19 protein-coding genes and 1 tRNA gene are annotated in these 26,147 nt (G+C 72.4%); 9 read left to right on the plus strand and 11 right to left on the minus strand.

All coding sequences use genetic code 11. The features are described from left to right. Positions 1 to 76 precede the first annotated feature (76 nt). The gene (locus C3V38_RS05860; RefSeq protein ID WP_106385283.1) at positions 77 to 565 is read right to left on the minus strand and encodes a DUF5318 family protein; all 489 of its coding nucleotides are present in this window, start codon (positions 563 to 565) and stop codon (positions 77 to 79) included. Positions 566 to 705: 140 nt separating this feature from the next. Between C3V38_RS05860 and C3V38_RS05865 the strand changes: the two genes are divergently transcribed. The 5 genes from C3V38_RS05865 (at position 706) to C3V38_RS05885 (ending at position 3,979) form a co-directional block, all read left to right on the plus strand. Continuing rightward, positions 706 to 1,257: a PadR family transcriptional regulator gene (locus C3V38_RS05865; protein WP_106385284.1), complete on the plus strand. Its 552-nt coding sequence runs from the start codon at positions 706 to 708 to the stop codon at positions 1,255 to 1,257. Beyond that, complete coding sequence (locus C3V38_RS05870; RefSeq protein ID WP_007630381.1) at positions 1,254 to 2,342, plus strand: inositol-3-phosphate synthase; 1,089 nt, start codon at positions 1,254 to 1,256, stop codon at positions 2,340 to 2,342. The genes C3V38_RS05865 and C3V38_RS05870 overlap by 4 nt, the downstream gene beginning before the upstream one ends. Positions 2,343 to 2,364: 22 nt before the next feature. Next, on the plus strand, positions 2,365 to 2,946 hold the full coding sequence (locus C3V38_RS05875; RefSeq protein WP_106385285.1) for a hypothetical protein: 582 nt from the start codon (positions 2,365 to 2,367) through the stop codon (positions 2,944 to 2,946). A 93-nt stretch (positions 2,947 to 3,039) separates the two neighbouring features. Beyond that, complete coding sequence (locus C3V38_RS05880; RefSeq protein ID WP_106385286.1) at positions 3,040 to 3,708, plus strand: HemK2/MTQ2 family protein methyltransferase; 669 nt, start codon at positions 3,040 to 3,042, stop codon at positions 3,706 to 3,708. After that, the gene (locus C3V38_RS05885; RefSeq protein WP_254426094.1) at positions 3,695 to 3,979 is read left to right on the plus strand and encodes a CDGSH iron-sulfur domain-containing protein; all 285 of its coding nucleotides are present in this window, start codon (positions 3,695 to 3,697) and stop codon (positions 3,977 to 3,979) included. Before C3V38_RS05880 ends, C3V38_RS05885 begins: the two co-directional genes overlap by 14 nt. Before the next feature lie 161 nt (positions 3,980 to 4,140). Here C3V38_RS05885 and C3V38_RS05890 read toward each other — a convergent pair whose 3' ends face one another. Next, positions 4,141 to 5,157: an iron-containing redox enzyme family protein gene (locus C3V38_RS05890; protein WP_106385287.1), complete on the minus strand. Its 1,017-nt coding sequence runs from the start codon at positions 5,155 to 5,157 to the stop codon at positions 4,141 to 4,143. A 9-nt stretch (positions 5,158 to 5,166) separates the two neighbouring features. Next, on the minus strand, positions 5,167 to 6,534 hold the full coding sequence (locus C3V38_RS05895; protein WP_106385288.1) for a hypothetical protein: 1,368 nt from the start codon (positions 6,532 to 6,534) through the stop codon (positions 5,167 to 5,169). A 142-nt stretch (positions 6,535 to 6,676) separates the two neighbouring features. Here C3V38_RS05895 and fdh point away from each other — a divergent pair, with 142 nt between their 5' ends. From fdh to nrfD, 3 genes are read left to right on the plus strand one after another with little or no spacing between them, the layout of a single operon-like run. Next, positions 6,677 to 9,994 carry a formate dehydrogenase gene (fdh, locus tag C3V38_RS05905; RefSeq protein ID WP_371412141.1) on the plus strand — a complete coding sequence of 1,106 codons (3,318 nt, stop codon included), beginning with the start codon at positions 6,677 to 6,679 and terminating at the stop codon, positions 9,992 to 9,994. Between the two features lie 3 nt (positions 9,995 to 9,997). Continuing rightward, entirely contained in the window at positions 9,998 to 10,963 is a 966-nt protein-coding gene (locus tag C3V38_RS05910; protein ID WP_106385290.1) for a 4Fe-4S dicluster domain-containing protein, read from the plus strand. Then, complete coding sequence (gene nrfD, locus C3V38_RS05915) at positions 10,963 to 12,027, plus strand: NrfD/PsrC family molybdoenzyme membrane anchor subunit (protein WP_106385291.1); 1,065 nt, start codon at positions 10,963 to 10,965, stop codon at positions 12,025 to 12,027. The genes C3V38_RS05910 and nrfD overlap by 1 nt, the downstream gene beginning before the upstream one ends. Positions 12,028 to 12,035: 8 nt before the next feature. On the opposite strand, the gene selB is transcribed toward nrfD, so the two are convergent. The 3 genes from selB to C3V38_RS05930 form a co-directional block, all read right to left on the minus strand. Continuing rightward, positions 12,036 to 13,796, minus strand: a complete 1,761-nt coding sequence (selB, locus tag C3V38_RS05920; RefSeq protein WP_174705758.1) for a selenocysteine-specific translation elongation factor — start codon at positions 13,794 to 13,796, stop codon at positions 12,036 to 12,038. After that, complete coding sequence (gene selA, locus C3V38_RS05925) at positions 13,796 to 15,115, minus strand: L-seryl-tRNA(Sec) selenium transferase (RefSeq protein ID WP_106385293.1); 1,320 nt, start codon at positions 15,113 to 15,115, stop codon at positions 13,796 to 13,798. Before selA ends, selB begins: the two co-directional genes overlap by 1 nt. An 81-nt stretch (positions 15,116 to 15,196) precedes the next feature. Further along, positions 15,197 to 15,292: transfer RNA gene (locus C3V38_RS05930), tRNA-Sec, on the minus strand. A 142-nt stretch (positions 15,293 to 15,434) separates the two neighbouring features. On the opposite strand from C3V38_RS05930, the gene selD reads away from it, so the two are divergent. Then, the gene (gene selD, locus C3V38_RS05935) at positions 15,435 to 16,445 is read left to right on the plus strand and encodes a selenide, water dikinase SelD (protein ID WP_007627206.1); all 1,011 of its coding nucleotides are present in this window, start codon (positions 15,435 to 15,437) and stop codon (positions 16,443 to 16,445) included. 168 nt (positions 16,446 to 16,613) lie between these two features. Here selD and C3V38_RS05940 read toward each other — a convergent pair whose 3' ends face one another. The 5 genes from C3V38_RS05940 to C3V38_RS05960 all read right to left on the minus strand — a co-directional run bounded on the left by C3V38_RS05940 (position 16,614) and on the right by C3V38_RS05960 (position 25,792). Then, on the minus strand, positions 16,614 to 17,801 hold the full coding sequence (locus C3V38_RS05940) for a M20 family metallopeptidase (protein ID WP_007627205.1): 1,188 nt from the start codon (positions 17,799 to 17,801) through the stop codon (positions 16,614 to 16,616). Then, positions 17,779 to 19,668 (minus strand): S9 family peptidase, encoded by a 1,890-nt coding sequence (locus C3V38_RS05945; protein WP_007627203.1) that lies wholly within the window; start codon positions 19,666 to 19,668, stop codon positions 17,779 to 17,781. Before C3V38_RS05945 ends, C3V38_RS05940 begins: the two co-directional genes overlap by 23 nt. Continuing rightward, positions 19,661 to 22,267 (minus strand): carboxylate--amine ligase/circularly permuted type 2 ATP-grasp protein, encoded by a 2,607-nt coding sequence (locus C3V38_RS05950; protein WP_050797105.1) that lies wholly within the window; start codon positions 22,265 to 22,267, stop codon positions 19,661 to 19,663. Before C3V38_RS05950 ends, C3V38_RS05945 begins: the two co-directional genes overlap by 8 nt. Positions 22,268 to 22,334: 67 nt before the next feature. Then, on the minus strand, positions 22,335 to 24,917 hold the full coding sequence (locus C3V38_RS05955; protein WP_100086214.1) for a carboxylate--amine ligase/circularly permuted type 2 ATP-grasp protein: 2,583 nt from the start codon (positions 24,915 to 24,917) through the stop codon (positions 22,335 to 22,337). 74 nt (positions 24,918 to 24,991) lie between these two features. Beyond that, a complete protein-coding gene (locus tag C3V38_RS05960) occupies positions 24,992 to 25,792 on the minus strand; it encodes a crotonase/enoyl-CoA hydratase family protein (RefSeq protein WP_007627199.1) in 801 nt (266 codons plus the stop codon). Positions 25,793 to 26,147 lie beyond the last annotated feature (355 nt).

The following is a 26,147-nucleotide window of genomic DNA, read 5'->3' on the forward strand; positions in this document are numbered from 1 at the left end:
GCTCTGGCGACCATTGTGTACGAAAAGGGCGCCGACTCTGTACTCCGGAGGCGGTGTCGGGCACCCGGCGGGGTGTTCAGCGGTGGCGTCGGAGCTCTCTGACCGCCCGTCGTACGCGCTTTCCGGTCCCCGGCGTGAGCCCCACCTCGTAGGACTCGACGAGGTGGTTCCACGAGCAGCTGCGGCACACCTCGACGACGTGGACGGTGAACTCGTCGTGGGACAGGGCGAGCTGCTCGATCTCGTCGGCCCCGCGGGCGGAGCCGGACGCCGGGCCCAGGTCGTCGCCGAACACCCAGGACACCTCGGTGAGGTTCTCCTTGCGGCAGACCGGACACACGGTGTCGGTGACCACGCCGTGGAAGCCGGCCGCGCGCAGGAGGTAGACGTCCGCGTCGCAGACCTCGCGCAAGGACAGGCCGCCCTCGCGCAGGGACGCCAGGACGCCGCGACGGCGCAGCGCGAAGTCCACCACCCGGCGACGCCGCAGCGCCGCCCGGCCGGTGGGGTCCTCCGGCCCCGGCGGGGGGCCGGGTCGCGGGAAGCGGGAGTCGGCCTGGTCCACGACCCCAGCCTACGGCTCCCGCCGGGACCCCGGGCCGGGTAGCGCTCACCGGTATATCGCTCCGATACATCAGCGGGTGTACGATCGGTGACCGTGGCATGACATCCGCAGGCACGACCGACGTGGGAAGGGGGGTTGGAGTGCTGGAACTGGCCATCCTGGGGCTGCTCGACGAGCGGCCGATGCACGGGTACGAGTTGCGCAAGCGGCTGTCCGAGATGCTCGGGACGGTCCGGACGGTGTCCTTCGGCTCCCTCTATCCGACGCTGCGTCGCCTCCGACACCAGGGCGACATCGTCGAGGACTCCTCGGCCGCCACCGCTACCCGGCCACCCGCTACGGCGCGGCGCGGGCGCAAGACCTACCGCATCACCACGCGCGGCAAGGAGACGCTGGCGACCCTGCTCGACGAACCCGGGGCGTCGTCGTTCACCGACGACGGCTTCGGCGTCCACCTGGTCTTCTTCGACCGCACGCCCGGCCCCGCCCGGGTGCGGTTGCTCGAGGGCCGGCGTCGGGTCCTGGAGGAGCGACGCGAGGGTCAACGCGATGCCGCCGCACGCACCGGCCCCACCGAACTGCGGTACGCCCGGCAGCTCACCCTGCTCGGGCTCGAGACCAGCGAGCGCGAGTTGCGGTGGATCAACGAGCTCATCCGGACAGAGAACCCATCACAAGGAGAACCCCAATGACCGACCAGAAGGTGCGCGTCGCGATCGTCGGCGTCGGCAACTGTGCGTCCTCGCTCGTGCAGGGCGTGGAGTACTACAAGGACGCGGCGATCGACTCGACCGTCCCCGGCCTCATGCACGTGAAGTTCGGTGATTACCACGTCAACGACGTGCAGTTCGTCGCCGCGTTCGACGTCGACGGCAAGAAGGTCGGCATGGATCTCGCCGAGGCCATCCGCGCCTCCGAGAACAACACCATCACCCTCTGCGACGTCCCGCCCACCGGCGTGACCGTGCAGCGCGGCCCCACCCTCGACGGCCTCGGCAAGTACTACCGCGAGACCATCGAGGAGTCCGCCGCCGAGCCCGTCGACGTCGTGCAGGCCCTGCGCGACGCCGAGGTCGACGTGCTGGTGAGCTACCTGCCCGTCGGCTCGGAGGAGGCCGACAAGTTCTACGCGCAGTGTGCGATCGACGCCGGCGTCGCGTTCGTCAACGCCCTGCCCGTGTTCATCGCCTCCGACCCCGAGTGGGCCGAGAAGTTCCGCTCCGCCGGCGTCCCGATCGTCGGCGACGACATCAAGAGCCAGGTCGGCGCCACCATCACCCACCGCGTGATGGCCAAGCTCTTCGAGGACCGCGGCGTCGCGCTGGACCGCACGTACCAGCTCAACGTCGGCGGCAACATGGACTTCAAGAACATGCTCGAGCGGGACCGCCTCGAGTCCAAGAAGGTCTCCAAGACCCAGGCCGTGACCTCCAACCTCGAGGGCTCGCTCAAGAACAAGGTCCACGACCGCAACGTGCACATCGGCCCCTCGGACTACGTGGAGTGGCTCGACGACCGCAAGTGGGCGTACGTTCGTCTCGAGGGACGTGCGTTCGGTGACGCCCCCATCAACCTCGAGTACAAGCTCGAGGTGTGGGACTCGCCCAACTCGGCGGGCATCATCATCGACGCCGTCCGCGCGGCCAAGATCGCCAAGGACCGCGGCATCGGCGGACCCATCCTGCCGGCCTCGGCGTACCTCATGAAGTCCCCGCCGGAGCAGATGGCGGACGACAAGGCCCGCGCCGAGCTCGAGGCCTTCATCATCGGGGCCTGACCAGCGCACCACAGAGGATCGAATGAACCCCACAGCGACGAACCACCGGCCCACCACCTCGGGACGTCGCCGTGTCCCGGCCGTCATCGCACTCGCGATGGCGGCCGGGGTCGCACTCTCGGCCTGTTCCGCCGACCCGGACGGCGAACCGGTCGCCCCGCCGGCGGCGACGTCGAGCACCTCGTCGTCGTCGACCCCCACGTCCCCCACGCCGACCCGCGACACCGCCGAACCGGTGTCCGCGCCCGCCACCACCACTGCGCCCGTCACGCCCCCACCCCCGCCGCAGCTGCCCGCCAACGTCGTGGGCGCCGGCGGGCCGTGCCAGATGCTCGGCGAGGTCGCCCAGGCCGAGGACGGATCCGCGCTGTTCTGCACCGAGGACCCCCGCGGCGCCGGCCCGTTGTGGCTGCCCCGCGCCGGCTCCGTGCCCGACGCCGGCGAGGGCGGGGGCGGGGGCGGGCTCGCCGAGGCCGTCGGCCAGCCACGCCCCGGCGGGCCGTGCGCGCAGGAGGGCCTCGCCGTGACCGGCGCCGACGACACCGTCCTGACCTGCCGACTCACCGGCGGCGCGGACGTGCCCGGCGGCCTCTACTGGCAGTAGCAGCTCCGTCTCGCGCGGTCACATCGGTTGCAGGCGCCGGCCTTCACAGATTGACTGGGCAACATCCGACCCCCTGCTCAACCGGAGGCCCCGATGACCCAGACCCGGTTCGCCCATATCGAGGTCGACGACGGCGTGTACGCGCCGCAAGACGATTCCTGGCTGCTCTGCGACGCACTCGAGGACTGCGACGTGGTCGCCGGTAAGCGCGTGCTCGACATCTGTACGGGCAGTGGCATCCTCGCCATCGAGGCCGCGCTCAAGGGCGCCCGCGAGGCGGTCGCCTACGACATCTCCCCCGCCGCCGTCGCCTGCGCGTCCAGCAACGCGGAGCGGGCGGGCGTCGACGTCGACGTCCGCCTCGGCACACTGGCCGACGCCCGCTACGCCGGGCCCTTCGACGTGGTGGTGTCCAACCCGCCGTACGTCCCCTCCGACGCCCCTCTCGAGGGCACCGGCCCCAACCGCGCGTGGGACGCGGGTGCCAACGGGCGGGTCGTGCTCGACGAGCTGTGCGCGCTCGCCCCCGACCTGCTCGTGCCGGGCGGGACCATGCTCATCGTGCACTCGGAGTTCTCCGACCCGCCGCAGACCATCAGCAAGATGGAGCAGTTCGGGTTCACCGCGCGCGTCATCGCCACCCGCACCGTCGACTTCGGCCCCGTCATGACCTCGTACGCCGAGCGCCTCGAGGCCGCCGGTCTGCTCGAGCCCGGACGGCGCGAGGAGGAGTTGGCGGTGATCCGCGTTGACCGCAGCTGAGCGCGGGACGCGCGACGCCCGCGGGACCGGCGGCTCGGCTGGTGGCGGAAGCGGCGCGTCGCGCGACGCCCGCCGCGTACGGATCGTGCCGGGCGGTCCTATTCTGGTCGAGGGCCCGGTCGACATGACCACGCCCGACGGGCACCGGGTGTGCTCGGACCGCTTCATGGTGGCGGTGTGCGCGTGTCGGCGCAGCAAGAACTACCCGCTGTGCGACACCAGCCACCGCCGCAAGGTGCGCCCCACTGACACGGACGACGCGCAGAGCTGACCGCCCAACCAGGAATCCGCTACTCCGAGTGGGGATCCGCTACCCCTGTGGGAGTAGCGGATCAGGAGCGGGAGTAGCGGATTCCGGGCTTGGCTGAGCGGGAGTAGCGGATTCCGGGCGGGGGCCGCGTCGGCCCCGCGCTCCGCAGGGGTCGTCGGGCGTCAGGGCAGGAGCGAGGACTCCCCGCGCTTCCACGCCGCGAGCATCTTCTCGGCCGCGAGGTCGTCGAGGTAGTCGAGCGCCCGCATCCCGAACACGATGTCGGCGGCGAGCTCGGGCTCGCGTCCGACCAGGTCGCCCACCACGTCGTGGCGCATGACCTGCTCGTGGACCGCGTCGGCCTCGACGTGCTCGGCGTAGAAGTGCACGCACTCCTCGGGAGCGTCCATCCGTCGCAGGCCCGCCACCAGGCGCGCGGACCCCGGCGAGGAGGTGATCTCGATCGCCGCGAAGTGCCCGATCGCGGCGCCGCGCAGCGACCGGTGCAGGCCGAACATCGACATGAGGTTGACCGTCGACAGCGTCTCGGCGCTGACCCGGTCGATATAGCCGAGGTACGACGGGTCCAACCCGGCCGCGCTCATGAGGTCCGCCCACAACTGCTGGTGGACGCGATCTCCGCGGCCACCACCGAACTCGTCGAACTCGACGGCCACGAACGACGCCTTGGCCTGACCCTGCAGCCGCGGGATCGCGAACGCGTGCGGATCCCCCTCCTTGAGGTGGTACAGCGAGCGGTGGGCGAAGTACTCGCGGATCTGATCCCAGGTGCCCTCGTCCTTGAAGTACCACGACGGGCCGGTGCCGGAGGTGGCCTCGACCGACATCGCGTCCATCTCGGCCACCGGGTCGTCGCCCGGCTCGACCGCGCCGCGCAGGTGCTCGAGGAACACCCGCTCGAGGTCTCGACGCATCCGCAGGAGCTCCGGATCCCACTCGAGTTCGGCATCGACGCCATCGAAGCCCCGGTAGTGCAACTCGTACAACGTGTAGAGCGTCAGCTGCAGGTCGCGGCCCAGCGGCTCGACGTCGGCCGACACCGCCGGCAGGCCGCCCGTGCGCCCGGTCGATAGCGCCCCGATCACCGCGTCGGACAGCGGCCCACACGCGCGGGGCAGCGGCGGCGCGGTCGTGGTGGCGTCGTTCACGGGGGCGAGGTCGGCGGGTGCGGCGGTCATGCCCCTTGTCTACCCTCTCGACCGGTCATCCTCCACCTGCCGAGAGGACTCGGAGTCGCCGTCCGCGATGACGCCCCCGCGGTCCGGGGCCCCGTCGTCGTCGACCTCTCCGCGGCTTTCGCCGCCGGCGGCCGTGTCGACACCCGGATGCTCCCCGTGCCCCTGTTCGCCGTGGCCCTGTTCGCCGCGGCTCCGCTCGCCGTAGCTCCGCTCGCCGTGATGCTGCGTGTCATGGCCGCGGGCGTCGTCGTTGTCGTCGTCGTTGTCGTCGTCGTTGTCGTCGTCATGCTCGCGCTCGATCCGCTGCTGTTCCTGCTGCTCGTCGGGGTCGCCCTCACGGCTCTGGTAGCTGTCGAACATCTTGCGGCGCTCGTGCCACCGCAGGCTGTAGGTGGACTCGCGGACCACGTTCTCGTCGTCGAAGTTCGATCCCAGGGCGCCGGCGAAGGCACCCAGGCAGCTGGACAGCCACGCCAGATGGACGTAGTCGAGCAGGACCGCGGGTCGGTCGAGCTGCGTCGCGAGGTAGTCCGCGTCCATCACGGTGAGCGCCAGGACGAACATCGCCGCGAACAGACCGACGAACATGATGCCCACACCCGCCCCGACCGTGAGGACCGTGGCCGCGTTGTCCATCCGTCGGTTGCCGGGCGTGAAAGCGTCGTTCCGACGGGTCCAGAGTCCGTTGCGCAGGATGAGCCACAAAACGAGGGTGAGCACACCCATCATGCTGATGAGCAGCAGTCGGAGCGCGTGCAGCTCCACCGCGAGAGAAGCGATGCTGCCGTAGAAGATGCCGAAGGCACCGGAGCCCGCCCCGGCGGCCACGACACCGGACAGCGTCGTCACCATCCGGGTGGGTCGGTTGTTGTGCACCATGCCCGTGAGCAGGCGGGCCCGGTTGGCGAACCCGCGCCGGTGCGCCGGGGGCAGGTCGTCGGTGCCGGGCACGCCCAGTCCGTCGCGGCGGGTCCCCGAACGCACCAGCCGGAGCGCCAGCTCGCGGACCTTCGACCGCACGCGGAAGACCCCCAGCACCGGCACACACACCAGGGCGGCCGCGGTCGAGCCGCTGACGTCGTACAACACCGGCACGCCGTCGGGGTGGGTCGCCAGGTCCGTCAGATAGAGCACGAAGTCCCACCCGTGCTGCTGCAGCAGGCGGGGGGCGTGCTCGGTGAGCCGGATCTCCCCCTCCGGTCCGAGCGGGAGGGTCTCCTGGTCGACCTCCACCCGCCAGCGTCCGCCCAGTTCGCGGCCCAGGTCCTCGGCGAGATCGTCGGCGATCGCCACGGCGATCCGGCGCGGCACGCCGGGGTCGGCCATGAGCCCGACGGTCGCGAACGCTCCGGAATCGGTCTGAGTCTGCTCGTCCACCCCACCATGATGCGGATCGGAGGCGCCCGCGGGACGGATCGGTCACCGCCCGCCCGCGACCGGGCGGGTCCGACGGCGATTCGGTTGCGGGGCCCGGGGGGCTCGCGTTACATGGGGCACGTACGCGAGTACGGGAGGTGGCATGTCGGAGACGGAGAACCAGCAGTCCGGGCCGGATCGGCCCCGGGGGTCCAGGCCCGAGCTGGCGAGGTACGGCTCGCCGCTCAACTGGCCCGTGTTACGCCAGCTGGCCGGGTCCGACCTGCTCGGCCGCGGCAGCGCCACCCGTTCGCGCCGCTCGCTAGAGATCACCCCTCGTACGAAGACGGCCGACAAGGTGGTCAAGAGCGTCTGCCCGTTCTGCGCGGTCGGGTGCGCCCAGGACGTCTACGTCTCCGACGGCAAGGTCGTCCAGATCGAGGGGGATGACGACAGCCCCATCTCGCGTGGTCGCCTGTGCCCCAAGGGATCCGCGAGCAAGCAGCTCGTGACCAACCCCGAGCGCATCACCACGGTCCTGCACCGCAAGCCGTACGCCACCGAGTGGGAGGAACTGGACCTCGAGACGGCGATGGACATGGTCGCCGAGCGCGTCCTGGCCTCGCGGGAAGAGTTCTGGGAGGACACGGACGACAAGGGCGACACTGTCCGGCGCACCCGCGGCTTCGCCAGCCTCGGTGGGGCGACGCTGGACAATGAGGAGAACTACCTCATGAAGAAGCTCTACACGGCGCTCGGCGCCATCGAGGTGGAGAACCAGGCCAGAATTTGACACTCCTCCACCGTTCCCGGTCTGGGAACCTCATTCGGGCGTGGTGGTGCCACGAACTACCAGCAGGATCTGGCCAACGCTGACTGCATCGTCATCCAGGGCTCCAACATGGCCGAGGCCCACCCCGTGGGATTCCAGTGGGTCATCGAGGCCAAGCGGCGCGGCGCGACCATCATCCACGTGGACCCGCGGTTCACGCGCACCAGCGCCCTCGCGGACCTGCACGTGCCGATCCGGGCCGGCTCGGACATCGCGTTCCTCGGCGGGCTGATCAACCACATCCTGACCACCGACTCCTACTTCCACGAGTACGTGCGTGCCTACACCAACGCGTCGACGATCATCGGCGAGGAGTTCCTCGACACCGAGGATCTTGCGGGCCTGTTCTCCGGTTTCGACATCGAGGACCGGACGTACGACTTCGAGTCGTGGCAGTACGAGGGTCGCAGCAACGACATGCCGGACGAGAGCGGCTCGGGTCAGGACGACTCGGACGACGAGCCCGCGGAGGTCCCCGGCGCCGCCGGAGCCCGCGCCTCGGCGACCACAACCGACCCGAACGTGGACGAGACCCTCCAGCACCCGCGGTGCGTCTTCCAGGTCCTCAAGCGGCACTTCAGCCGCTACACCCCCGAGATGGTCGAACGGACCTGCGGCATCGCCACGGAGGATTTCCACCGCGTCGCGCGGGCGCTGACCGAGAACTCGGGGCGGGAACGCACGTCGGCGTTCTGCTACGCGGTCGGTTGGACCCAGCACACCGTGGGCGTGCAGTACATCCGCACGGCCGCGATCCTGCAGTTGCTGCTCGGCAACATCGGCCGGCCCGGCGGCGGCATCATGGCGCTGCGCGGGCACGCGAGCATCCAGGGCTCGACCGACATCCCGACCCTGTTCGACCTGCTGCCCGGCTACCTGCCCACTCCGGACGCGCACAGCCAGCCGGATCTGGACAGCTACATCGGCACCGACGACGAGGCGCAGGGCTTCTGGGGCAACATGCGCTCGTACACGGTCAGCCTGCTCAAGGCGTGGTGGGGCGACGCGGCCACCGAGGACAACGACTTCGCCTACGGCTATCTGCCCAAGCTCACGGGCAAGGCCGACTCGACCGCAACCGTGCAGCGTCAGGTCAACGAGGGCGGCGGCGGGTACTTCCTGGTGGGCGAGAACCCGGCGGTGGGCACCGCGAACGGGCGGATGCAGCGCGCCGGGTTGGCCAATCTCGATTGGCTGGTCGTCCGCGACCTGGTCATGATCGAGTCGGCCGACTTCTGGAAGAACGGGCCGGAGATCGAGACCGGCGAGATGCGCACCGAGGACATCGGCACCGAGGTGTTCTTCTTCCCGGCCGCCAATCACGTGGAGAAGAAGGGCACGTTCACCAACACGCAGCGGCTCCTGCAGTGGCGGCACCAGGCCGTCGAGCCGCCGGGCGACGCGCGCAGCGAGCTGTGGTTCTACTACCACCTCGGGCGTCGCCTGAAGGAGAGGTTGGCCGGCTCCACCGATCCGCGCGACCGTCCGCTGCTGGACCTGACGTGGGACTACCCCATGGAGCCGGGGACGGTGGACGAGCCGGACGCCGAGGCCGTGCTCGCCGAGATCAACGGCCGCGGCCCCGACGGCGAGCCGCTGTCCGCGTTCACGCAGCTCAAGCCGGACGGGTCGACCGCGTGCGGCTGCTGGATCTACTGCGGCGTCTACGCCGACGGCGTGAACCAGGCCGCGCGGCGCAAGTCGCGGCACGAGCAGGGCCCGGTCGCGTCGGAGTGGGGCTGGGCCTGGCCCGCCAACCGGCGCATCCTCTACAACCGTGCCTCGGCGGACCCGGAGGGCCGGCCGTGGAGTGAGCGCAAGTCACTGATCCGCTGGGACCCGGATGCGAACGACGGCGCCGGCCGGTGGGTGGGTGACGACGTGCCCGACTTCGAGGCCGACAAGTCACCCGACTACACCCCGCCCGAGGGAGCGGTGGGTCCGGAGGCGATCGGCGGCGCGCAGCCGTTCATCATGCAGGACGACGGCATGGGCTGGCTCTATGCTCCCCGCGGGCTCGCCGACGGCCCGCTGCCCGCACACTACGAGCCGCCGGAGTCGCCCGTGGCCAACCCGATCTACCCGGATCGGGACGCCAACCCCGCCCGGTCGATCCGGCCGGGCCGGTACAACGAGACGCAGCCGGGTCACGGGGATCCGGGGACGGACGTGTTCCCGTTCGTCTTCACCACCTACCGCCTGACCGAGCACCACACGGCGGGGGCCATGAGCCGGACGCTGCCGTACCTGTCCGAGCTGCAGCCGGAGTTCTTCTGCGAGATCTCCCCGGAGCTCGCGCGGGAGCGGGGACTGGTCAACGGCGGGTGGGCCACGATCGTGACCGCCCGTTCCGCGATCGAGGCCCGCGTCCTGGTGACCCGCCGGATGACGCCGCTGCAGGTCGACGGCCGCACCCTCCACCAGATCGGGCTGCCCTACCACTGGGGCGGCAACGGCGTGAGCATCGGCGACCCGGCCAACGACCTGTTGCCGCAGCAACTCGACCCCAACGTGTCCATCCCCGCGACCAAGGCGACGAGCTGTGACATCGTCGCGGGACGTCGCCCGCGTGGCCCCGCGCTACTCGAGTTCGTCGAGGAGTACCGTCGCCGCGCCGGCGTGCCCACCGAACCGGGAACGGAGAGCTGAATCATGTCCGCCTTCCTGTCCGACCTCGGACGGTCCTTCTTCGGTGACATCGACCCGGCCGAGGACAACGGCTACTCGGATCCGCCGCCGCGCAAGGGCTTCTTCACCGACACGAGCGTGTGCATCGGGTGCAAGGCCTGCGAGGTGGCGTGCAAGGAGTGGAACCTCATCCCCGAGGACGGCATCGAGCTGTCGGGGATGAGTTATGACAACACGCAGGCGCTGGGGGCGTCGACGTGGCGGCACGTCGCGTTCATCGAGCAGGAGGTGCCCGCGCGGGTGGCGAACGCGTCGGTCGCGCCGGCGCCGAGCGCGCCCGTCGACCTGGGCATGCCGGCGCCGACCCTGCCCGGTGACTCCCCCGACGCCGGCGAGCCCACCGACTTCCGCTGGCTCATGGAGTCGGACGTGTGCAAGCACTGCACCCACGCGGCGTGCGTGGACGTGTGCCCGACCGGCGCGCTCATGTACACCGAGTTCGGCACGGTCGTGGTGCAGAGCGACATCTGCAACGGGTGCGGGTACTGCGTGAGCGCGTGCCCGTACGGCGTGATCGAGCGGCGCTCGGGTCCGGCTGGCGATCCGGCGGTGGGCATCGCGCAGAAGTGCACGCTCTGCTACGACCGGCTCACCGAGGGGCAGACCCCGGCGTGCGCGAAGGCGTGCCCCACCGACTCGATCCAGTTCGGCGATCTCGACGAGCTCCGCGAGCGCGCGGCCGGTCGACTGGACCAGCTGGTCGAGGCCGGCGAGCCCAACGCCCAGCTGTACGGCCACGACTCCCGCAACGGCGTCGGCGGCACGGGCGCGTTCTTCCTCCTGCTCGACGACCCCGAGGTCTACGGGCTGCCGCCGGATCCCGTGGTGACCACGCGGCACGTGGGGGCGATGTGGCGCCAGGCCGCGCTCGCCGCGGTGACCCTGCTGGGCGGGGCCGTGGCGGCGTTCGCCGCGGGGGGACGGTCCTGATGGGCGACGACGACAAGGCGGGCCTCCCCGCAGGGCCGGGGCAGCGTGCCCGGACCCGCCGGAAGGGCCGCGGGGGCCGCGAGCAACTCGTGGTGCCCCCCGCGGAGTTCCGTTCGTATTACGGCAAGCCGATCGTCAAGGCTCCGCCGTGGAAGTACGACATCGCGGCGTATCTCTTCCTCGGCGGGCTGGCCGGTGGCTCGTCGCTCCTCGCGGCCGGTGCGGACCTGGCCGGGCTGCCCAATCAGCGTCGCTCGGCGCGGATCGTCGCACTCGGCGGGATCACCGGCAGTCTGTACTACCTGGTCCACGACCTGGGACGTCCGGAGCGGTTCCACCACATGCTGCGGGTCCTCAAGCCCACCTCGCCGATGAGCGTGGGCACTTGGATCCTCTCCGCGTACGGGCCGTTCGCGGGCCTGGCGCTGGGTGAGGAGATCGTGCCGCTGCTGCCGGCGAAGCTCGCCCGGCGGCTGCCCACCGAGCTCATCAGCCGGGCGTCGCGGCCGGCCGGCCTCGTCGCGGCGCTCGTGGCCCCGGCGGTCGCGTCGTACACGGCGGTGCTGCTCAACGACACGTCCCTGCCGAGTTGGAGCGCGGCGCGCCGAGAGCTGCCGTTCGTCTTCGTCGGCAGTGCCGCGGCCGCGTCCGGCGGGGCGGGCCTGTTGCTCACTCCGCTCGAGGAGACCGGTCCCGCCCGTCGGCTGGCGGTGGGCGGTGCCGCTCTCGAACTGACCGCCGACCAGATCATGCAGCGGTCCATGGGCATCACCGCCGAGCCCCTGCACGAGGGCCGGGCCGGGAAGTACCACCGGGCGGCGCAGGTCCTCACCGGAGCCGGCGCGGTGGGCGCGGTCCTCGGTCGGCGTAGTCGGCTGCTGTCCGCGGTGTCCGGACTGGCGATGGCGGCCGGGTCGGCGTGCACGCGGTGGGCGGTGTTCCACGCCGGCATGGCCTCGGCGGAGGACCCGAAGTACGTGGTGGTCCCCCAGCGTGAGCGCCGCGACGCCCGCGGCGGCGGCGAGGCCTACGCGGAGCAGGTGGGCGACGACCGGGCCCGCTGACGACCGGATCAGGTGACGACGTGGCCGTCGTCGCCCTCGCGGCGGGTGAGCCCGCGCGCGGCGAGCGCCTCGAGCAGCGGCATCACCACACGCCGCGACGAGCCCAGGTGGGTCCGGGCCGTGCTCGGGGTGAACGGCTGCCGCAGCTGGCGTAGCCGGCGCACCGCCTCGTCGTAGACGTCCGGGCCCAGCCACACGCCGGGACCCAGCGCGGTCAGCAGTCCGGCGCGCTCGCACGCGGCCAGCTCGCGCGGCCCGAGGCCCAGCTCGGCGAGCTCGTCGGCGGTCGGCGCGTCGAACGGGGCGGCCCGCAGCCGCTCGGTCACCTGCTCCGCGGCGGACCGAACCTTCTCCGGTAGCGCAGCCGCGCCGGCCGTCACCCGCCCGCCCTCCGTCCGCAGCGAGGCGGCGGCGGGCTGCGCGAGCACCGCCTCCAGAAGAGCGGCATTCGGCAGGTCGAGGGCGCGACGCGCGGCCTCCGTGGGCAGTCCGGGATCGAGGGGGTCGTCGCGATCGTGCACGCGGACGGCCTCGACCAGGCGTCCGGCCAGCGCGGCCGCCCACTCCGGGTCGATGAGCCACCCGCGGTACGCCTCACCGACGCGTGGGGCGGACACGCCCCACGCCCGCAGGTCGTCGACGTGCGCGACACCCCGACGACGCAGCTCCGACTCCAACTCCGGCGACTCGGGCGCCTGCGCGAGCTCGTCCGCCCGCCGACGGGCGGCGCCGCGGCGACGCAGCTCCGGCGGCGCGGGGTCGAGGACGACGGCACCCGAGGGGATCCGGTCCGCGCCCGGTTCGCGCAGGATCAGGCGGTCCCCGATCCGCATCGGCAGCGGCGCGGAGATCGCCAGCCGCGCGTGGCGCTCGTCGAGGGGCCGGACGCGGGCGGCCACCGCCGCGGAGCCGAGATGCACCATGATCTGCTCGGGCAGCGCGTCGGTTCGCCCGTCGACCCGCACGTCGACCGTGTCGGCCGCGCGCCAGCGGCCCGGCGCGACCAGGGTGCTGCCCCGCGGGACGTCGTCGGCGGCGACCCCGCGGAGGTTCACGGCCACCCGCGCCACCGCGGACACCTCGTCCCGCGTGTGCCCGAGCGACTGCAGGCCACGCACGGTGACGCGCGGGCCCGACGGACCGAGCTCGAGCGAGTCGCCCACGCGGATCGTGCCGGCGGGCAGGGTCCCGGTGACGACCGTGCCGGCGCCGCCGATCGTGAACGAGCGGTCCACCCACAGGCGCACGTCGGCGTCGGGAGCGGGCCGGGGCAAGAGCGAGCCGAGCCTGGCCAGTTCGGCGCGCAGTCGGTCCATGCCCTCGCCGGTGACCGCGGAGACGCACACGGCCGGGATGTCGGCGAGCGGGGTCCCGGCGAGGGCCTCGCGGGCCTCCGCCAACGCGAGCTCCGGCTCCAGCAGGTCACTGCGGGTGATCACCAGGATCCCGTGCCGCACCCGCAGGGCCGCGAGCGCGTCGAGGTGCTCGGCGGACTGCGGCATCCAGCCGTCGTCGGCCGCCACGACGAACATCACCGCCGGCACCGGCCCCACCCCGGCGAGCATGTTCGGGACGAATCGCCGGTGCCCGGGCACGTCGACGAACGCGACGGTCCGGCCGTCGTCGAGGGTGGTGGAGGCGTAGCCGAGATCGATCGTCAGTCCGCGGCGCCGTTCCTCGTCCCACCGGTCGGGCTCATCGCCCGTCAGCGCGCGGACGAGCGTCGACTTGCCGTGATCGACGTGCCCGGCGGTAGCCACGACGAACATCAGGCGAGCGCCCCCACGCGGAGCACGAGCGCCGCGAGCTCGTCGTCGTCACCCGGAGGCAACGCCCGCAGATCCAGGAGGCACCGGCCCTCGGTGACCCGCCCCAGGACGGCTGGGCGGCCGGCGCGCAGCGCGTCGGCGAAGGACTCCGGCAGGGACACCGCGGCGCTGGGGAGTTCGACGCCCGGTGCACCGCCGCCGCCGACGGCCGCCACCGACCGCACGGCCCGCGCGTCGACCCCGGCCTCGCGCAGACGGCCGGCGATGCGCTCGGCGCGCGTCATGAGCTCGACGGGATCCGCCTCGAGTCCCACCACGACGGGCGGGCGAGGCCCCCGCAGCGTCGCCTCGAGCGCGGCGAGCGTGAGCTTGTCGACCCGCAACGCGCGGGCGAGCGGGTGGCGGCGCAGGCGGTGGACGAGCTCGGCGTCGCCGGCCAGAATCCCGGCCTGCGGTCCGCCGAGCAGCTTGTCGCCGCTCGAGGTGACGAGGTCCGCACCCGCCGCGAGCGTGGTCGTCATGTCCGGCTCCTCGGGGAGGGCGGGGTGGGGCGTGAGCAGGCCCGAGCCGATGTCGACGACCAGCGGCACGCCGAGGTCGCGGAGGTCGGCGGGCGGGACGGACGAGGTGAAGCCGCTCACCACGAAGTTCGACGGGTGCACCTTGAGGACGAACGCGGTGGTGTCGTCGACGGCGCGGGCGTAGTCGTCGGCGTTCACGCGGTTGGTCGTGCCGACCTCGCGCAGGCGCGTGCCCGTGGACTCGAGCAGCTCGGGCAGGCGGAAACCGTCGCCGATCTCGACCATCTCGCCGCGCGCGATGACGACCGTGCGGCCCGGGCCGCCCAGTGCCGTCACGGCCAGCGCGAGGGCGGCCGCGCCGTTGTTCACCACGTGTACGTCACCGGCCGTAGGCACCGCGGCACGCAGGGCGTCCAGCGCTCCGCGACCCCGCCTGCCGCGGCGTCCCGTCGCCAGGTCCAGTTCCACGTCGTTGGTCCCCGCCGCCTCGGCGAGCGCCCGCACCGCGGCCTCGGACAGAGGCGCGCGGCCGAGGTTGGTGTGCAGCAGCACGCCGCTGGCGTTGAGGACGCGGGTGAGCGAGACCGGCGCCGCCGGCAGCCCTGACAGCACGGCGTCGACGATGCTCGCCGGGTCGAGGTCGCCCGAGCGGGCCCGCTGCTGCGCGCGCTGGATCTCGGCCTTGACCAGCTCGCGCCCCAGCTCGGCGACGGCGGCCGCGAGCCGGGGATCGCGGAGAAGGACGTCGGTGGACGGGATGCGTCGGCGCGGATCGTCGGAAGCGGGCCGGGGCGGCACCGAGCGTGGATCGTCGGCGGCGGTCCGCGTGGGCCCCGCGGGCGGCTGCTCGGCGATCGTCGCTCCCCTTACGGACGGTTGTGGCGGAGGCGGACGGGAATCGAACCCGCCTGACCGAGATACTCGGCCACGTCGGTTTTGAAGACCGCGGGGACCACCAGGTGCCCGGACGCCTCCCTGCCACCACGAGGGTAGGCGTTCGTCGCCGGACGCGCCCGGTGATCCTCGCGCGTGGGTGCCCACCAGCCGCTCTCGTGGTCACCCGCCCGGCCGCTCTCGTGGTCACCCGCCCGGCCGCTCGCGTGGCTAGGGTCGGGGCATGGCCACCGACACCACTTCGTCCCCCGCCCGGTTGACCTCGTACGCCCACGGTGGCGGTTGCGCCTGCAAGATCCCGCCCGGCGCGCTGGAGAACGTCGTCTCCGGACTCGTCGGGGCCCCGGTCCGCGATCCGGCCGCGGAACTCATCGTGGGCCTCGACGACGGCGACGACGCGGCGGCGGTGCGGATCACCGGTGGCCGGGCCGTCATCAGCACCGCCGACTTCTTCACCCCCGTCGTCGACGACCCGTACGACTGGGGGCGCATCGCCGCGGCCAACGCGCTGTCCGACGTCTACGCGATGGGCGGGACGCCGATCATGGCGATCAACCTGCTGTGCTGGCCGATGGACGTCCTGCCGTACGAGATGGCCGGAGAGGTGCTGCGTGGCGCCCAGGAGGTGGCCGGCGCCGCCGGATGCCACGTGGCCGGCGGGCACAGCGTCGACGACCCCGAGCCCAAGTACGGCATGGCCGTCACCGGGCTGGCGGACCCGGACCGGCTGCTGCGCAATGACGCGGGCCGGGCCGGGATGCCGCTGTCGCTCACCAAGCCGCTGGGGATCGGGATGCTCAACTGTCGGCACAAGAACACCGGGGAGGTGAGCCGCGAGGCGATCGAGACGATGACCACCCTCAACGACGTCGCCTCCCGGGACGCCCTGGCCGCCGGGGTCGAGTGCGCCACGGACGTCACCGGGTTCGGCCTGCTCGGCCACCTGTACAAGATGGCCCGGGCCAGCGGCGTCTCGGCCGTGATCGACCCCGCCGCGGTGCCCTACCTCGAGGGCGCCCGTCAGGCGCTCGCCGACGGATACGTCAGCGGCGGGACGCGCCGCAACCTCGACTGGGTACGTCCGCACCTCGCGGCCGACGTGGACGAGGACGAGCTGCTCCTGCTCGCCGACGCCCAGACCTCCGGCGGGCTGCTCGTGGCCGGGGAGATCCCGGGGGGCACCGTGATCGGCGAACTCGTCCCCGCCGGAGACGCGGCGATCACCGTGCGCTGACGGGGCCGGTTTCCCCGCGCCTCGCCGAGCAGAGGGTTTCGCACACCCGCTCTCGGGCGATACCGGCGAAATCCTCTGCTCGGCGGGAGAGTGAGCGCCCAAAGGCGGGAGGGTGAGCGCACGAGGGCGGGAGAGTGAGCGCGCGCGGCCGGGATCCGCCCCGCCAGCTCAGGCGGGGCGGTCGAGGCGGGCGAACGCGTCGAAGATGCGGGCACCGTGGGCCAGCGCCCGCTCGTCCAGCACGAAGCCCGGATGGTGGAGATCCGTCTCCTCGGACTCGCCGTCCCACACCCCCAACCGCAGGTAGACGCCGGGGATCTCCTCGGTGTACCAGGCGAAGTCCTCGCCGCCGCTGGACTGGTCGGCGGTGCCCACCCCGTCGGTTCCGAGTACCGATTCGACGGCCTTCGCCGCGAGGTCGGCGCACTCGTCGTCGTTCACCACGGGCGGCACACCCTGGATGTACTCGACCTCAGTGCGCGCCCCGTACAGGGCACCGATCCGCTCGACCGTCTCGCGGACCAGCGGCTCGACGGTCGCCCACACATCCCGGTCCGCACTGCGCAGCGTGCCCCAGATCTCGCCCGAGTCGGGGATGACGTTGGGCGCGGACCCGCCGGCCTTGAACGAGGCCCACGTGAGCACGGTGCCGGACCGCGGGTCGATCCGCCGGTCGATCACGCCCGTGACGCCCGTGACGATCTGGGCGAGGGTGAAGACGGTGTCCTGGGTCTCGTGCGGACGCGCGGTGTGCCCGCCGTCCGAGTGGACGGTGATGCCGATCTTGGCGTTGGACGAGGTGATGGCCCCGCCGGTCACGCCCACCTCGCCGACCGGGCGGTGCGGGTCGCAGTGCAGCGCGAGGATGCGGTCGACGCCCTTGACCACGCCCTCCTCGACGCAGTCCTTGGCACCGCCGGGCATCGTCTCCTCGGCCGGCTGGAAAATCAGGCGCACCGGGCGGGGCGGCGGGTCGGCGACCAGCATCTCGGCGGCGCCCAGCAGCATCGCCGTGTGGCCGTCGTGCCCGCAGGAGTGGCTGACGCCCTCGACCTCGGAGGAGAAGGACTCGCCGGACTCCTCGCTCATGGCCAGCGCGTCGATGTCCGCGCGCAGCGCCACCACGTCGGTCGACGTGGCCCCGTCGGCGGCCGCGATGTCGCACCACAGCCCGGTGCCCACCTCGAACCGCTCGGGCTTGAGCCCCATCGAGCGGAGCTCGCCCTCGATGTACTCGGTCGTCTCCCGCTCCTCGTAGGACAGCTCGGGGTGGGCGTGGATGTGCCGCCGCCACCCGACGAGCCGGCCCTCGAACCCGGTCGGGTCGGGGGTCTCATTCTTCTTGCGTCCGAACATCGAACACCTCCTGGCAGAACTGGACCACCCGGTCGCCGAGACGCTGCCGGTTGGCCAATTTCACGAATTCATGACCTTCGTCCTCGAACAGCAGGACGTCCACCGGTACGCCGCGCCGGCGCAGGAACTCCACGGCCTGATCGGTCTCGCTGAGCGGCACATTGGTGTCGTGCGCGCCGTGGACGAAGAGCATCGGGACGTCCACGTGGTGGTACCGCCGTAGGGGCGAGACCTCCCGCAGTAGCTCACGTTCCTGGAGCGGGTTGCCGTACTTGGGGTAGGCGGCCGCGGCGATCCACGGCTCGGTGGTGCGGTAGAAGGTCTGCAGGTCGCTCATCCCGCACGCGGCGATTCCGCCTCGCCACCTGCCGGGGTGGCGGACCAGGGTGGCGTTGACCAGGTAGCCGCCGTAGGACCGGCCCGAGACCACCGCCCGGCCTGGATCGGCGATGCCCTCGTCGATCAGGTGCAGCAACGCGTCCTCGACATCGTCGATGCCGGAGAAGCGACCGTAGCGGTCGTCGGCGTGACTGAAGAAACGCCCCGAGCCGGTGGAGCCGCGCACGTTGGGCAGGAAGTAGTTCACGCCGATGTCGAGGTAGCGGCGGGCGATGTCGTTGTACCCGGGGCGCGACTGCCCCTCGGGACCGCCGTGGAGGTGGACCACGGTCGGGCCCGGTTCGTCGCCGATGTCGGGACGGTAGAGCCAGCCGCTGAGCTGGAGCCCGTCACGGGCGGTGAACTCGACCAACGTCGGCGCGGGGTCGGGTTGCTCGGGCGGCCGCCCGGTCCACCTGCGGTTGTCCACGTCGTACATCACCACGCGCGGCGGCTGGTCGAGGCTCTCGATGGTGAGCGCGAGCAACCGGCCGTCTGCGGTGAGCGTGGGTGAGGTCGCCACGACCTCGGGCAGCGGTGGCCGAACGATCACGCGGGGGCGCTCCGGCCGTAGGTCGAGGACCTCGATCTCCGACAGACCACCGCGCACGTTCCACAGCAGCACCGCGGTCGAGCGGTCCAGGCTCACCTCGACGCGGTCGAGATCGGCGTCGGTGCGGAACGCCACCGGCCAGGACTCGGTGGAGTCCTCGTCCGCCTCGACCGCGAGCAGGCCCATCCGGTCCGCCGAATGGTCGCTGCGGACGACCATCCGCATGGGACGGTCGTCGTCCCCCGCGTCGAGGATGACCCCGGCGTCCGTGGTGGAGCCGGTGTCGACGGGTAGCAGTGGCCACCACCGGCCGTCGGGGACGATGCGCAGCAACTCGCGGTTACCGCGGGCACCCACCCGGAACAGCGCGGCTCCGTCCCACGCGTGGACCAGTGCACCGCCCATCCGTCGATCGACGACGGTGTGCTCCCCGGTCTCGGGGTCCACGAGGCGGCCCTCGGCCAGGCCCTCGGAGTCGAACGCCGTCACCGCGAGCAGGTCGCCGTCCCAGCCGACGATCTGGACGGTGGCGTCGCCCACGGTGTCGACGGGGTAGACGTCGTGATCGTCGGGGTCGGTGGTGACCAGCCAGATCCGTTCGCGCTCGCCGCCGTCCGGGGCGACCTCGCAGGCGAGCCACCTGCCGTTGGGCGAGTAGGCCACGCGGCGCACGGGGCCGTCGACGGGCAGCACGACGTCGCGCTCCGGCCCGGCCCCGTCCAGCCCACCCGGCCCCAACGGCCGCTGCACGGCGCGCGGGTAGCCGGTGCGCTCGGTGACCACACACGCCAACATCGACCCGTCGGGCGACAGGTTGGGGGACGTGGTGTGGCGGATCTGGGTGGCCCCCCCGGCGGCGTCGTCGGGTGGTCCCGCGACGTCGCGGGACTCGGCCTCCTCGGTGACCTCGACGTCGACCTCGGTGGTGTCAGGCACGGTGAATCCAGGTGTCCTTTCCGCCGCCTCCGCTCGAGGCGTTGACGACCATGGTGCCCGCCGGGGCCACGCGCGTCAGTGCGACAGGCGGGGCCGTGGCGGCGATCTCTCCCCCCTCACCGTGCCGCAACATGACGAACGCCCGCATGTCCACGTGGCGACGCTGCAGTTCGCGGCCGTCGAACGTCGGCAGGGTGGACAGCGACTGCACCTCTTGCGCGACGAACCGGTCCCCGTGGCGGCGCAGCTCGTCCCGACGCTCGTCGAGCTCCCGGGGCGAGCATTCCGGGCCCACGGTGATGTCGGACCCGCCGTAGCCGTCGATCGGCTTGACGACCAGCTCGCCGAGCCGGTCGAGGACCTGTCGACGCTGGTCCGGGTCGGCGCACAGGTACGTGTCGACCTGGCCGATGAGAGGCTTCTCGCCCAGGTAGAAGTCGATGATCTTGGGGACCATGGCGTAGATCGCCTTGTCGTCGGCGGCACCGTTGCCGGGCGCGTTGACCACGGCGACGCCGTGCTCCGCCATCGCGTTCAGAAGCCCACTGCGCAGCGCGGTGCCATCTGCGCCCGTAGAGGACAGGAGCATCTCCTCGTCCATACGGACGTAGAGCACGTCGATCTTCTGCCGCTCCCCGCCCTCGACCCGCCACAGGGCGGAGTCCTCGCACACCAGGTCCGAGGGCGTCACCAGGGTGCCACCGACCGCCTCCGTGACACTCTTGAGGTCGTACGCCTCGAGTTCGTCCTCGGCGACCACCACGCCGATGGCGGGATCGTCGACCCCCTCGGGCGCGGCCGCCCGCAGGGTGTCGGTCAGCATCGCCAGCGCCTCGCGGGGGTCGTGGACCTCCGACCGCGCACCGAACTCGGGGAAACCCTCGGCGATCCGGTCGCGCAGTGCGACCGCCATCGCCATCCCCCCGGGCATCCGCAGGTTGTCCTCGAGCACGATCCACTCGCCCGGCGCCGTGGAGACCAGGTCCACGCCACACACCGGGGCGTGGAGGACGCCCTCGGGCACCGCGCGTCCGGTGGGACGGAACCCCGGTGCGCGCTGGAGCGCCTCGGCGGGGACCACGCCGGCCCGGCTGATCTCGCCCGCCCCGTAGATGTCGCGCAGGAACATCTCCATCGCGCGCGCCCGCTGCTCGATGCCCGCAGAGATCCGCGCCCATTGGTCAGCCGGGACGATCCGCGGGACGGAGTCCAGCGGGAAGACCTGCGGCTCGTCCTTGCCGTACACCTTGAGCGTGATGCCCATGGAGCGCAGCGTGTCGTCCACCTGCTCCTTACGCTCGCACAGGACCTCGGGGCCCATGTCGGACACGGACTTGAGCAGGTCCACGTACTCGGGCCGCGGGGTGCCGTCCTCGGAGATGGCCTCGTCGTGCACCTCCTCGGTGACCGCCTCCCCGAGCGGCGAGTAGGAGGCGAGCATGTGTCGCATCCCGCGGTCGTCGGCGGTGTCCCGGGGGCGGATCCGCTCGACGGTCTCGGCCAGCAGGACGGCGATCACGTCGCTGCGGCGTCCCCGTCGGCGGTGCGCCGCGCGTTGGCGGGTGGCCGAGGTCGCGGAACCGCGGACCCCGTCGAGCAGGTTCAGCACCAGGTCGAGTTCGCCTCCGGCCCGGAGGTGGTCGACGTGGTCGTCGACCAGTCCGGTGAGCACCTCGGTGGCGGGGCGGGGGCGCCCGGTCGCCACGTCCACGAGGTCCCCCTCGAGTCCGGAGCGTGCGGCGCGCCAGAACGCCGCGGCCAGCACGGCGTCGGAGGGTCCGTCCCACCCACCGGATCCGGAGTCCTGACCGGCGTCCCGTTCGGCGAGGACGCGGTCGACCGCCGCGCGGAACAGGGCGGCGACGACGACGAGGGTGTCGATCGTGCTGCAGGAATCGCAGGCCACGAGTTCGATCCCGTCCCCGTCCCGGGCGGGGCGGACGTCGACCGCGATCCCCTCCCGTCCCGCGACCACGCCGGTGGCGACGATCTCGTCCTCGCAGGCGAGCGCCTCGTCGGCGGTGTCGGCGGCATAGGCGGGCAGGTGTGCGGGCGACCACTGGCTCTCGAAGTAGCGGGTGGAGGCGTACCCGGAATCGGTGCCGTCGGCCCAGTAGGGGGAACTCGCCGACAGTGCCAGCAGCACCGGCGCGAGGGCGGCGACCCGTCGGGCCGCGTACTGGGCCTCGTCGGCGTCGGCGGTCTCGACCACCACCCGGAAGCCGGCCGAGGCGCGGGTCTGCGACTCGCGGCCCGGCGCGGGGTGGGGGTCCTGCGGGGCGGGGTCGAACTCCACGCCGGGCGAGGCCAGCGACCCTGCCGCGACCACCCCGGTCCGCAGTCCGTTGGCGGCCTCCGCCAGGCGGGTCCGGTTGCGGCGGAGGGTGTCCCCGAGCTCGCCGAGCCCGGTGTGGGCGCCCGCGTCCGCGACCACGATCGCGCCGTGTTGCTCCGGCCGGACGTGGCCCTCCTGTCCCCGTTGCCCGGTGTCGCCGAGAGCGGCGAGCACCTCCGTTGCCCGCCGAACCGGTCGCCGGGTCCTCGTGTCGACGAGGTGGAGTTCCTCTTCGACTCTGATCCATCGCTGTGCGTCGGTCATCATTCCCACGCTAAGCGAACCCGGGCGAGCCCGCACCCGCAGCAGCTCTCCGGGCCCGGCGCGGGGGTCACCGCATGATCCACGTGTCCTTGCCGCCGCCGCCCCGCGAGGAGTTGACGATCATCGATCCCGCCGGCGCGACCCGGGTGAGCCCGGCCGGGACCGCGTGTGCGGTGGTCCTGCCCCCCTCGCGTCGGACGTGGGCGAACGCGCGGAGGTCCACGTGTCGGCGCTGCATCCGGGTGCCGTCGAAGGTCGGCAACGTGGACAGGGGCACGACCTCCTGGGCGATGAACCCCTCCGGCCGGGTGAGCAGGTCCTCCCGGCGGGCGGCCAGCTCCGCCTCCGAGCACTCCGGCCCGATGGTGATCCCGAGTCCGCCGTACCCGTCGATCGGCTTGACCACCAGCTCGCCGAGGCGGTCCAACACGAGGTCCCGCTGCGTCCGGTCGGCACACAGGTAGGTGGGGACCTGCTCGAGGATCGGGGTCTCCCCCAGGTAGAAGTCGATCATGGCGGGGACGGAGGCGTAGACGGCCTTGTCGTCGGCCACCCCGTTGCCGAGGGCGTTGGCGATGGTCAGCCGACCGGCGCCGAGCGCGTCCAGCAGCCCGTCGCGCAGCGGGATGCCGTCGTCGCCCGGCGAGCTGAGGAGCATGTCCTCGTCTATCCGGGCGTACATGACATCCACCCGGTGCAGGTCGCGGCCCGCGCGATGGTGCAGCACCCCGTCCCGGAAGGTGAGCCGGTCTGGCGTGACCAGCGGCAGTCCGGTGCGCTGCGCGATGAGTCGGTGCTCGAACCAGGCCGAATCTGCCGACCCGGAGGAGACGACCGCGAGCTGCGGCTCGTCCCCGGCGGCCGGCGGGGCGGCCGCCTCGAGCGTCTCGCGGATCATGCCGAACGCCTCGTCCGGCGCGTGGAGATCGAACCCGCCCGTGAGGTCGCCGAACAGGGAGGTGGTCATCTGTCGCAGGGCGTGGGAGAAGGCGATCCCGGAGGGCACCCGGACGTTGTCCTCCAGCACGAACCACGTGCCGTCGTCCCCGCACACCAGGTCGATCCCGCAGATGTGCGCCCGCGTCCGACCCGGCCGCTGTACGCGTCCCGTGCTGCGGTGACCGGGGGCGCGGTCCAGGGACTCGGGCGTCATGTGCCCCGCGCGCACGAACTCGCGCTGGCCGTAGATGTCGTCGAGGAAGGCGTCCAGGGCGCGGGCGCGCTGCTCCGTGCCGGCGGCCAGCACCCGCCACACTTCGGGCGAGATGATGCGGGGTACGAAGTCCATGGGGAACGCCTGGGGCCGCTCCTGTCCGGTGACCCGGAACGTCACCCCGGCCACCGAGGCCTCCTTCTCCGCCGTCACCTGTCGCGACCGGAGCCGCACGGTGCCCGCCCGGTCCAGGGCCGACATCACGGGAGCGTAGGCCTCACGGGGGGCACCCCCCTCCTCGACCGCCTCGTCCCAGCTCGGGTCGGCGTCGAGGCCCTCGATCGGTTCGTAGACGCCGAACAGTCGGGAGTGGGCGTCGGGGACCGCCGACCGGGGACCGCTGATCCCGGCGGTCTCCGCCGCGAGCAGGTCGACCACGTCGTGGGGGTGTCCCCGCCGACGGAGGGCCTGGCGCTGCCGGAACGCACTGCTGCCGTTGTAGAGCGCGTTGTCGAGGAGGGTGCGCACGGTGTCGAGGTCGCCCGAGCGGCTCAACTCGCCGGTCAGGGACTCCACCAGATCCGAGACGACGTCGGTGGCGGGCCGGGCCCGGAAGGTGACGGGGTCCACGAGATCACCCTCGAGGCCCGACCGGGCCGCGCGCCACAGGGCTGCCCGCAGCCTCGTCTCGGCGGGGGCCGCCGACCCGGCGCCGTCGGCGACGGCGGTCGCCTCGCGTTCGACGAGGGCCCGGAACAGGGCGGCGGCCAGAACGGTGGCGTCGGCGGAGGGACAGGCGTCGCCCACCTGCAGCTCCACGGACCGCCGGTCGGCCCCGGGCTGCACACCGAAGTCCACCATCGACGCATCGACGACCACCCCGCTGGCCACGAGGTCGGCCACCAGCTCGTCGTACTCGGCGGCCGAGCACACGCCCGCCACGGGCGCCGCCGTGGGCCACTGCGAGGCCGCCACCGAGCGGCAACTCGCGTAGCCGGAGTCCGACCCGTCCCTCAGGAAGGGCGAGCTCGCCGTGAGCGCGAGGAACACCGGCAGGTACGGAGCGATCCGGCAGGACACCGCGACCGCCTCGTCTGCGCCATGGGCCTCCACCCGGATCCGGACGCCACAGTAGATCTGATCCCGGGCCAGGTACTCGTAGTCGGCCAGGAGTCGACGAGTCCTCGGCGTCTCGTCGACGAGGGCGGACCCGGGGGGCACGAGCGGGACGGCCCCGGCGGCGACCACCGCCAGCCCGAGCTCGGCCCCCGCCCCGTTGAGCCCCGCCCGCTCCGCGCGGAGGGCCGACCGCAGCTCCGTCGCGGACCCGGCAGGGGCGGTCGCGGCGCGGATGACGCAGTTGCGCAGTTCCTCTCCCGCGCCACCTCCACCCCGCAGGGCCAGCAGCTCCGCCGCCCGGGGCGTCAACTCCCTGCTCGCGGTGTCGAGGACGTGCAGGTCCTCTTCGACGACCATCGACCTCAACACTGCTTCCATAAAGGAAGTGTAGGGCCGGGGGGGCGGAGTTCACATCCGGTCGGATTGTGGGATGGGTCTCATCGGATCCGGGTTCAGCGCGCCTTCCATACCGGGGCACGCTTCTCCGCGAACGCCCTCGGGCCCTCCGCCGCGTCCTCGGAGGTCATGACGGTGATCATCTCCGTGTCATTGACCTTCCACTGGTCGACCTCCGCCGGACGCCCGCCGTCGGTGATACCGAGCGCGACCCGCTTGGTCCCCTGGACCGCCAGCGGCGCGTTGGCGGCGATGGTCCCGGCGAGCTCGAGCGCGGTGTCGAGCAGCCGGTCGGCCGGGACGACGTGGTTGATCAGGTGCAGGTCGAGCGCCCGCCCGGCGGTGATCGGCTCGCCGGTGAGCATCATCTCCATGGCCACCCGGTGGGGCAGCTGGGCCGGCAGCCGGAACGCGCCACCGGCGGCGGCGATGAGCCCACGCCGCACCTCCGGCAGACCGAACACCGCGTGGTCGGCGGCCACCACGAGGTCGCAGGCCAGGGCGATCTCGCAGCCCCCACCCAGTGCGGTGCCGTTGACCGCGCCGATCACGGGGACCGAGACGTACTGCTGCATCATCCCCGCGAATCCCCACCACCGGTTCTCGACCGGGAAGATGTCCTCACCCCGGGAGATGGCCTTGAGGTCGGCGCCCGCACAGAACGACCGCTCTCCCGCGCCGGTGATCACCACGACCCGGATCTCGGGATCGGTGTCCGCCTCGTGCAGCGCGTTGCCCAGCAGCGTGCTGACCTCGCCGTTGACGGCGTTGCGGGCCTCCGGGCGGTCGAGGGTGACGAGTAGGACGTGGTCCCGGCGCTCGGTACGGACGGCGGGACGGTTCTCGGTTGACGTCATGGGCCCAGTCTCGCCCGGCGGTGGCTGCCACGCAGCCCCTCCGCGCTATTCGGCCCTCTCCGCAGGAAGGTTCGTGCGGATGTCCGCGCATCGCACGCTCGAGTGGCACGGCCGACGTCGCTGCGCGTAAACGCATCCTTCCCCTCGGCCGGTCCCGGTGCGGGCGGGCCCAGGCGCCCCGCCGGTCGGGCACCGTGCCCCGCCGGTCGGGCTCCATGTCGCGGGTCGGGGGCGCCACTCGCGGGTCGCCGACGGTCGCCGCGGGGCCACCGCCGAACTGTCGCCGATTCCGACCCGCGCTGCAGCGCCCCGAGGAGACGGGCCGGTCGAGGGTTGTCATAACCGAAACGAAGGC

Source organism: Dietzia sp. oral taxon 368, assembly GCF_002999155.1.
Taxonomy (GTDB): Bacteria; Actinomycetota; Actinomycetes; order Mycobacteriales; family Mycobacteriaceae; genus Dietzia; species Dietzia cinnamea.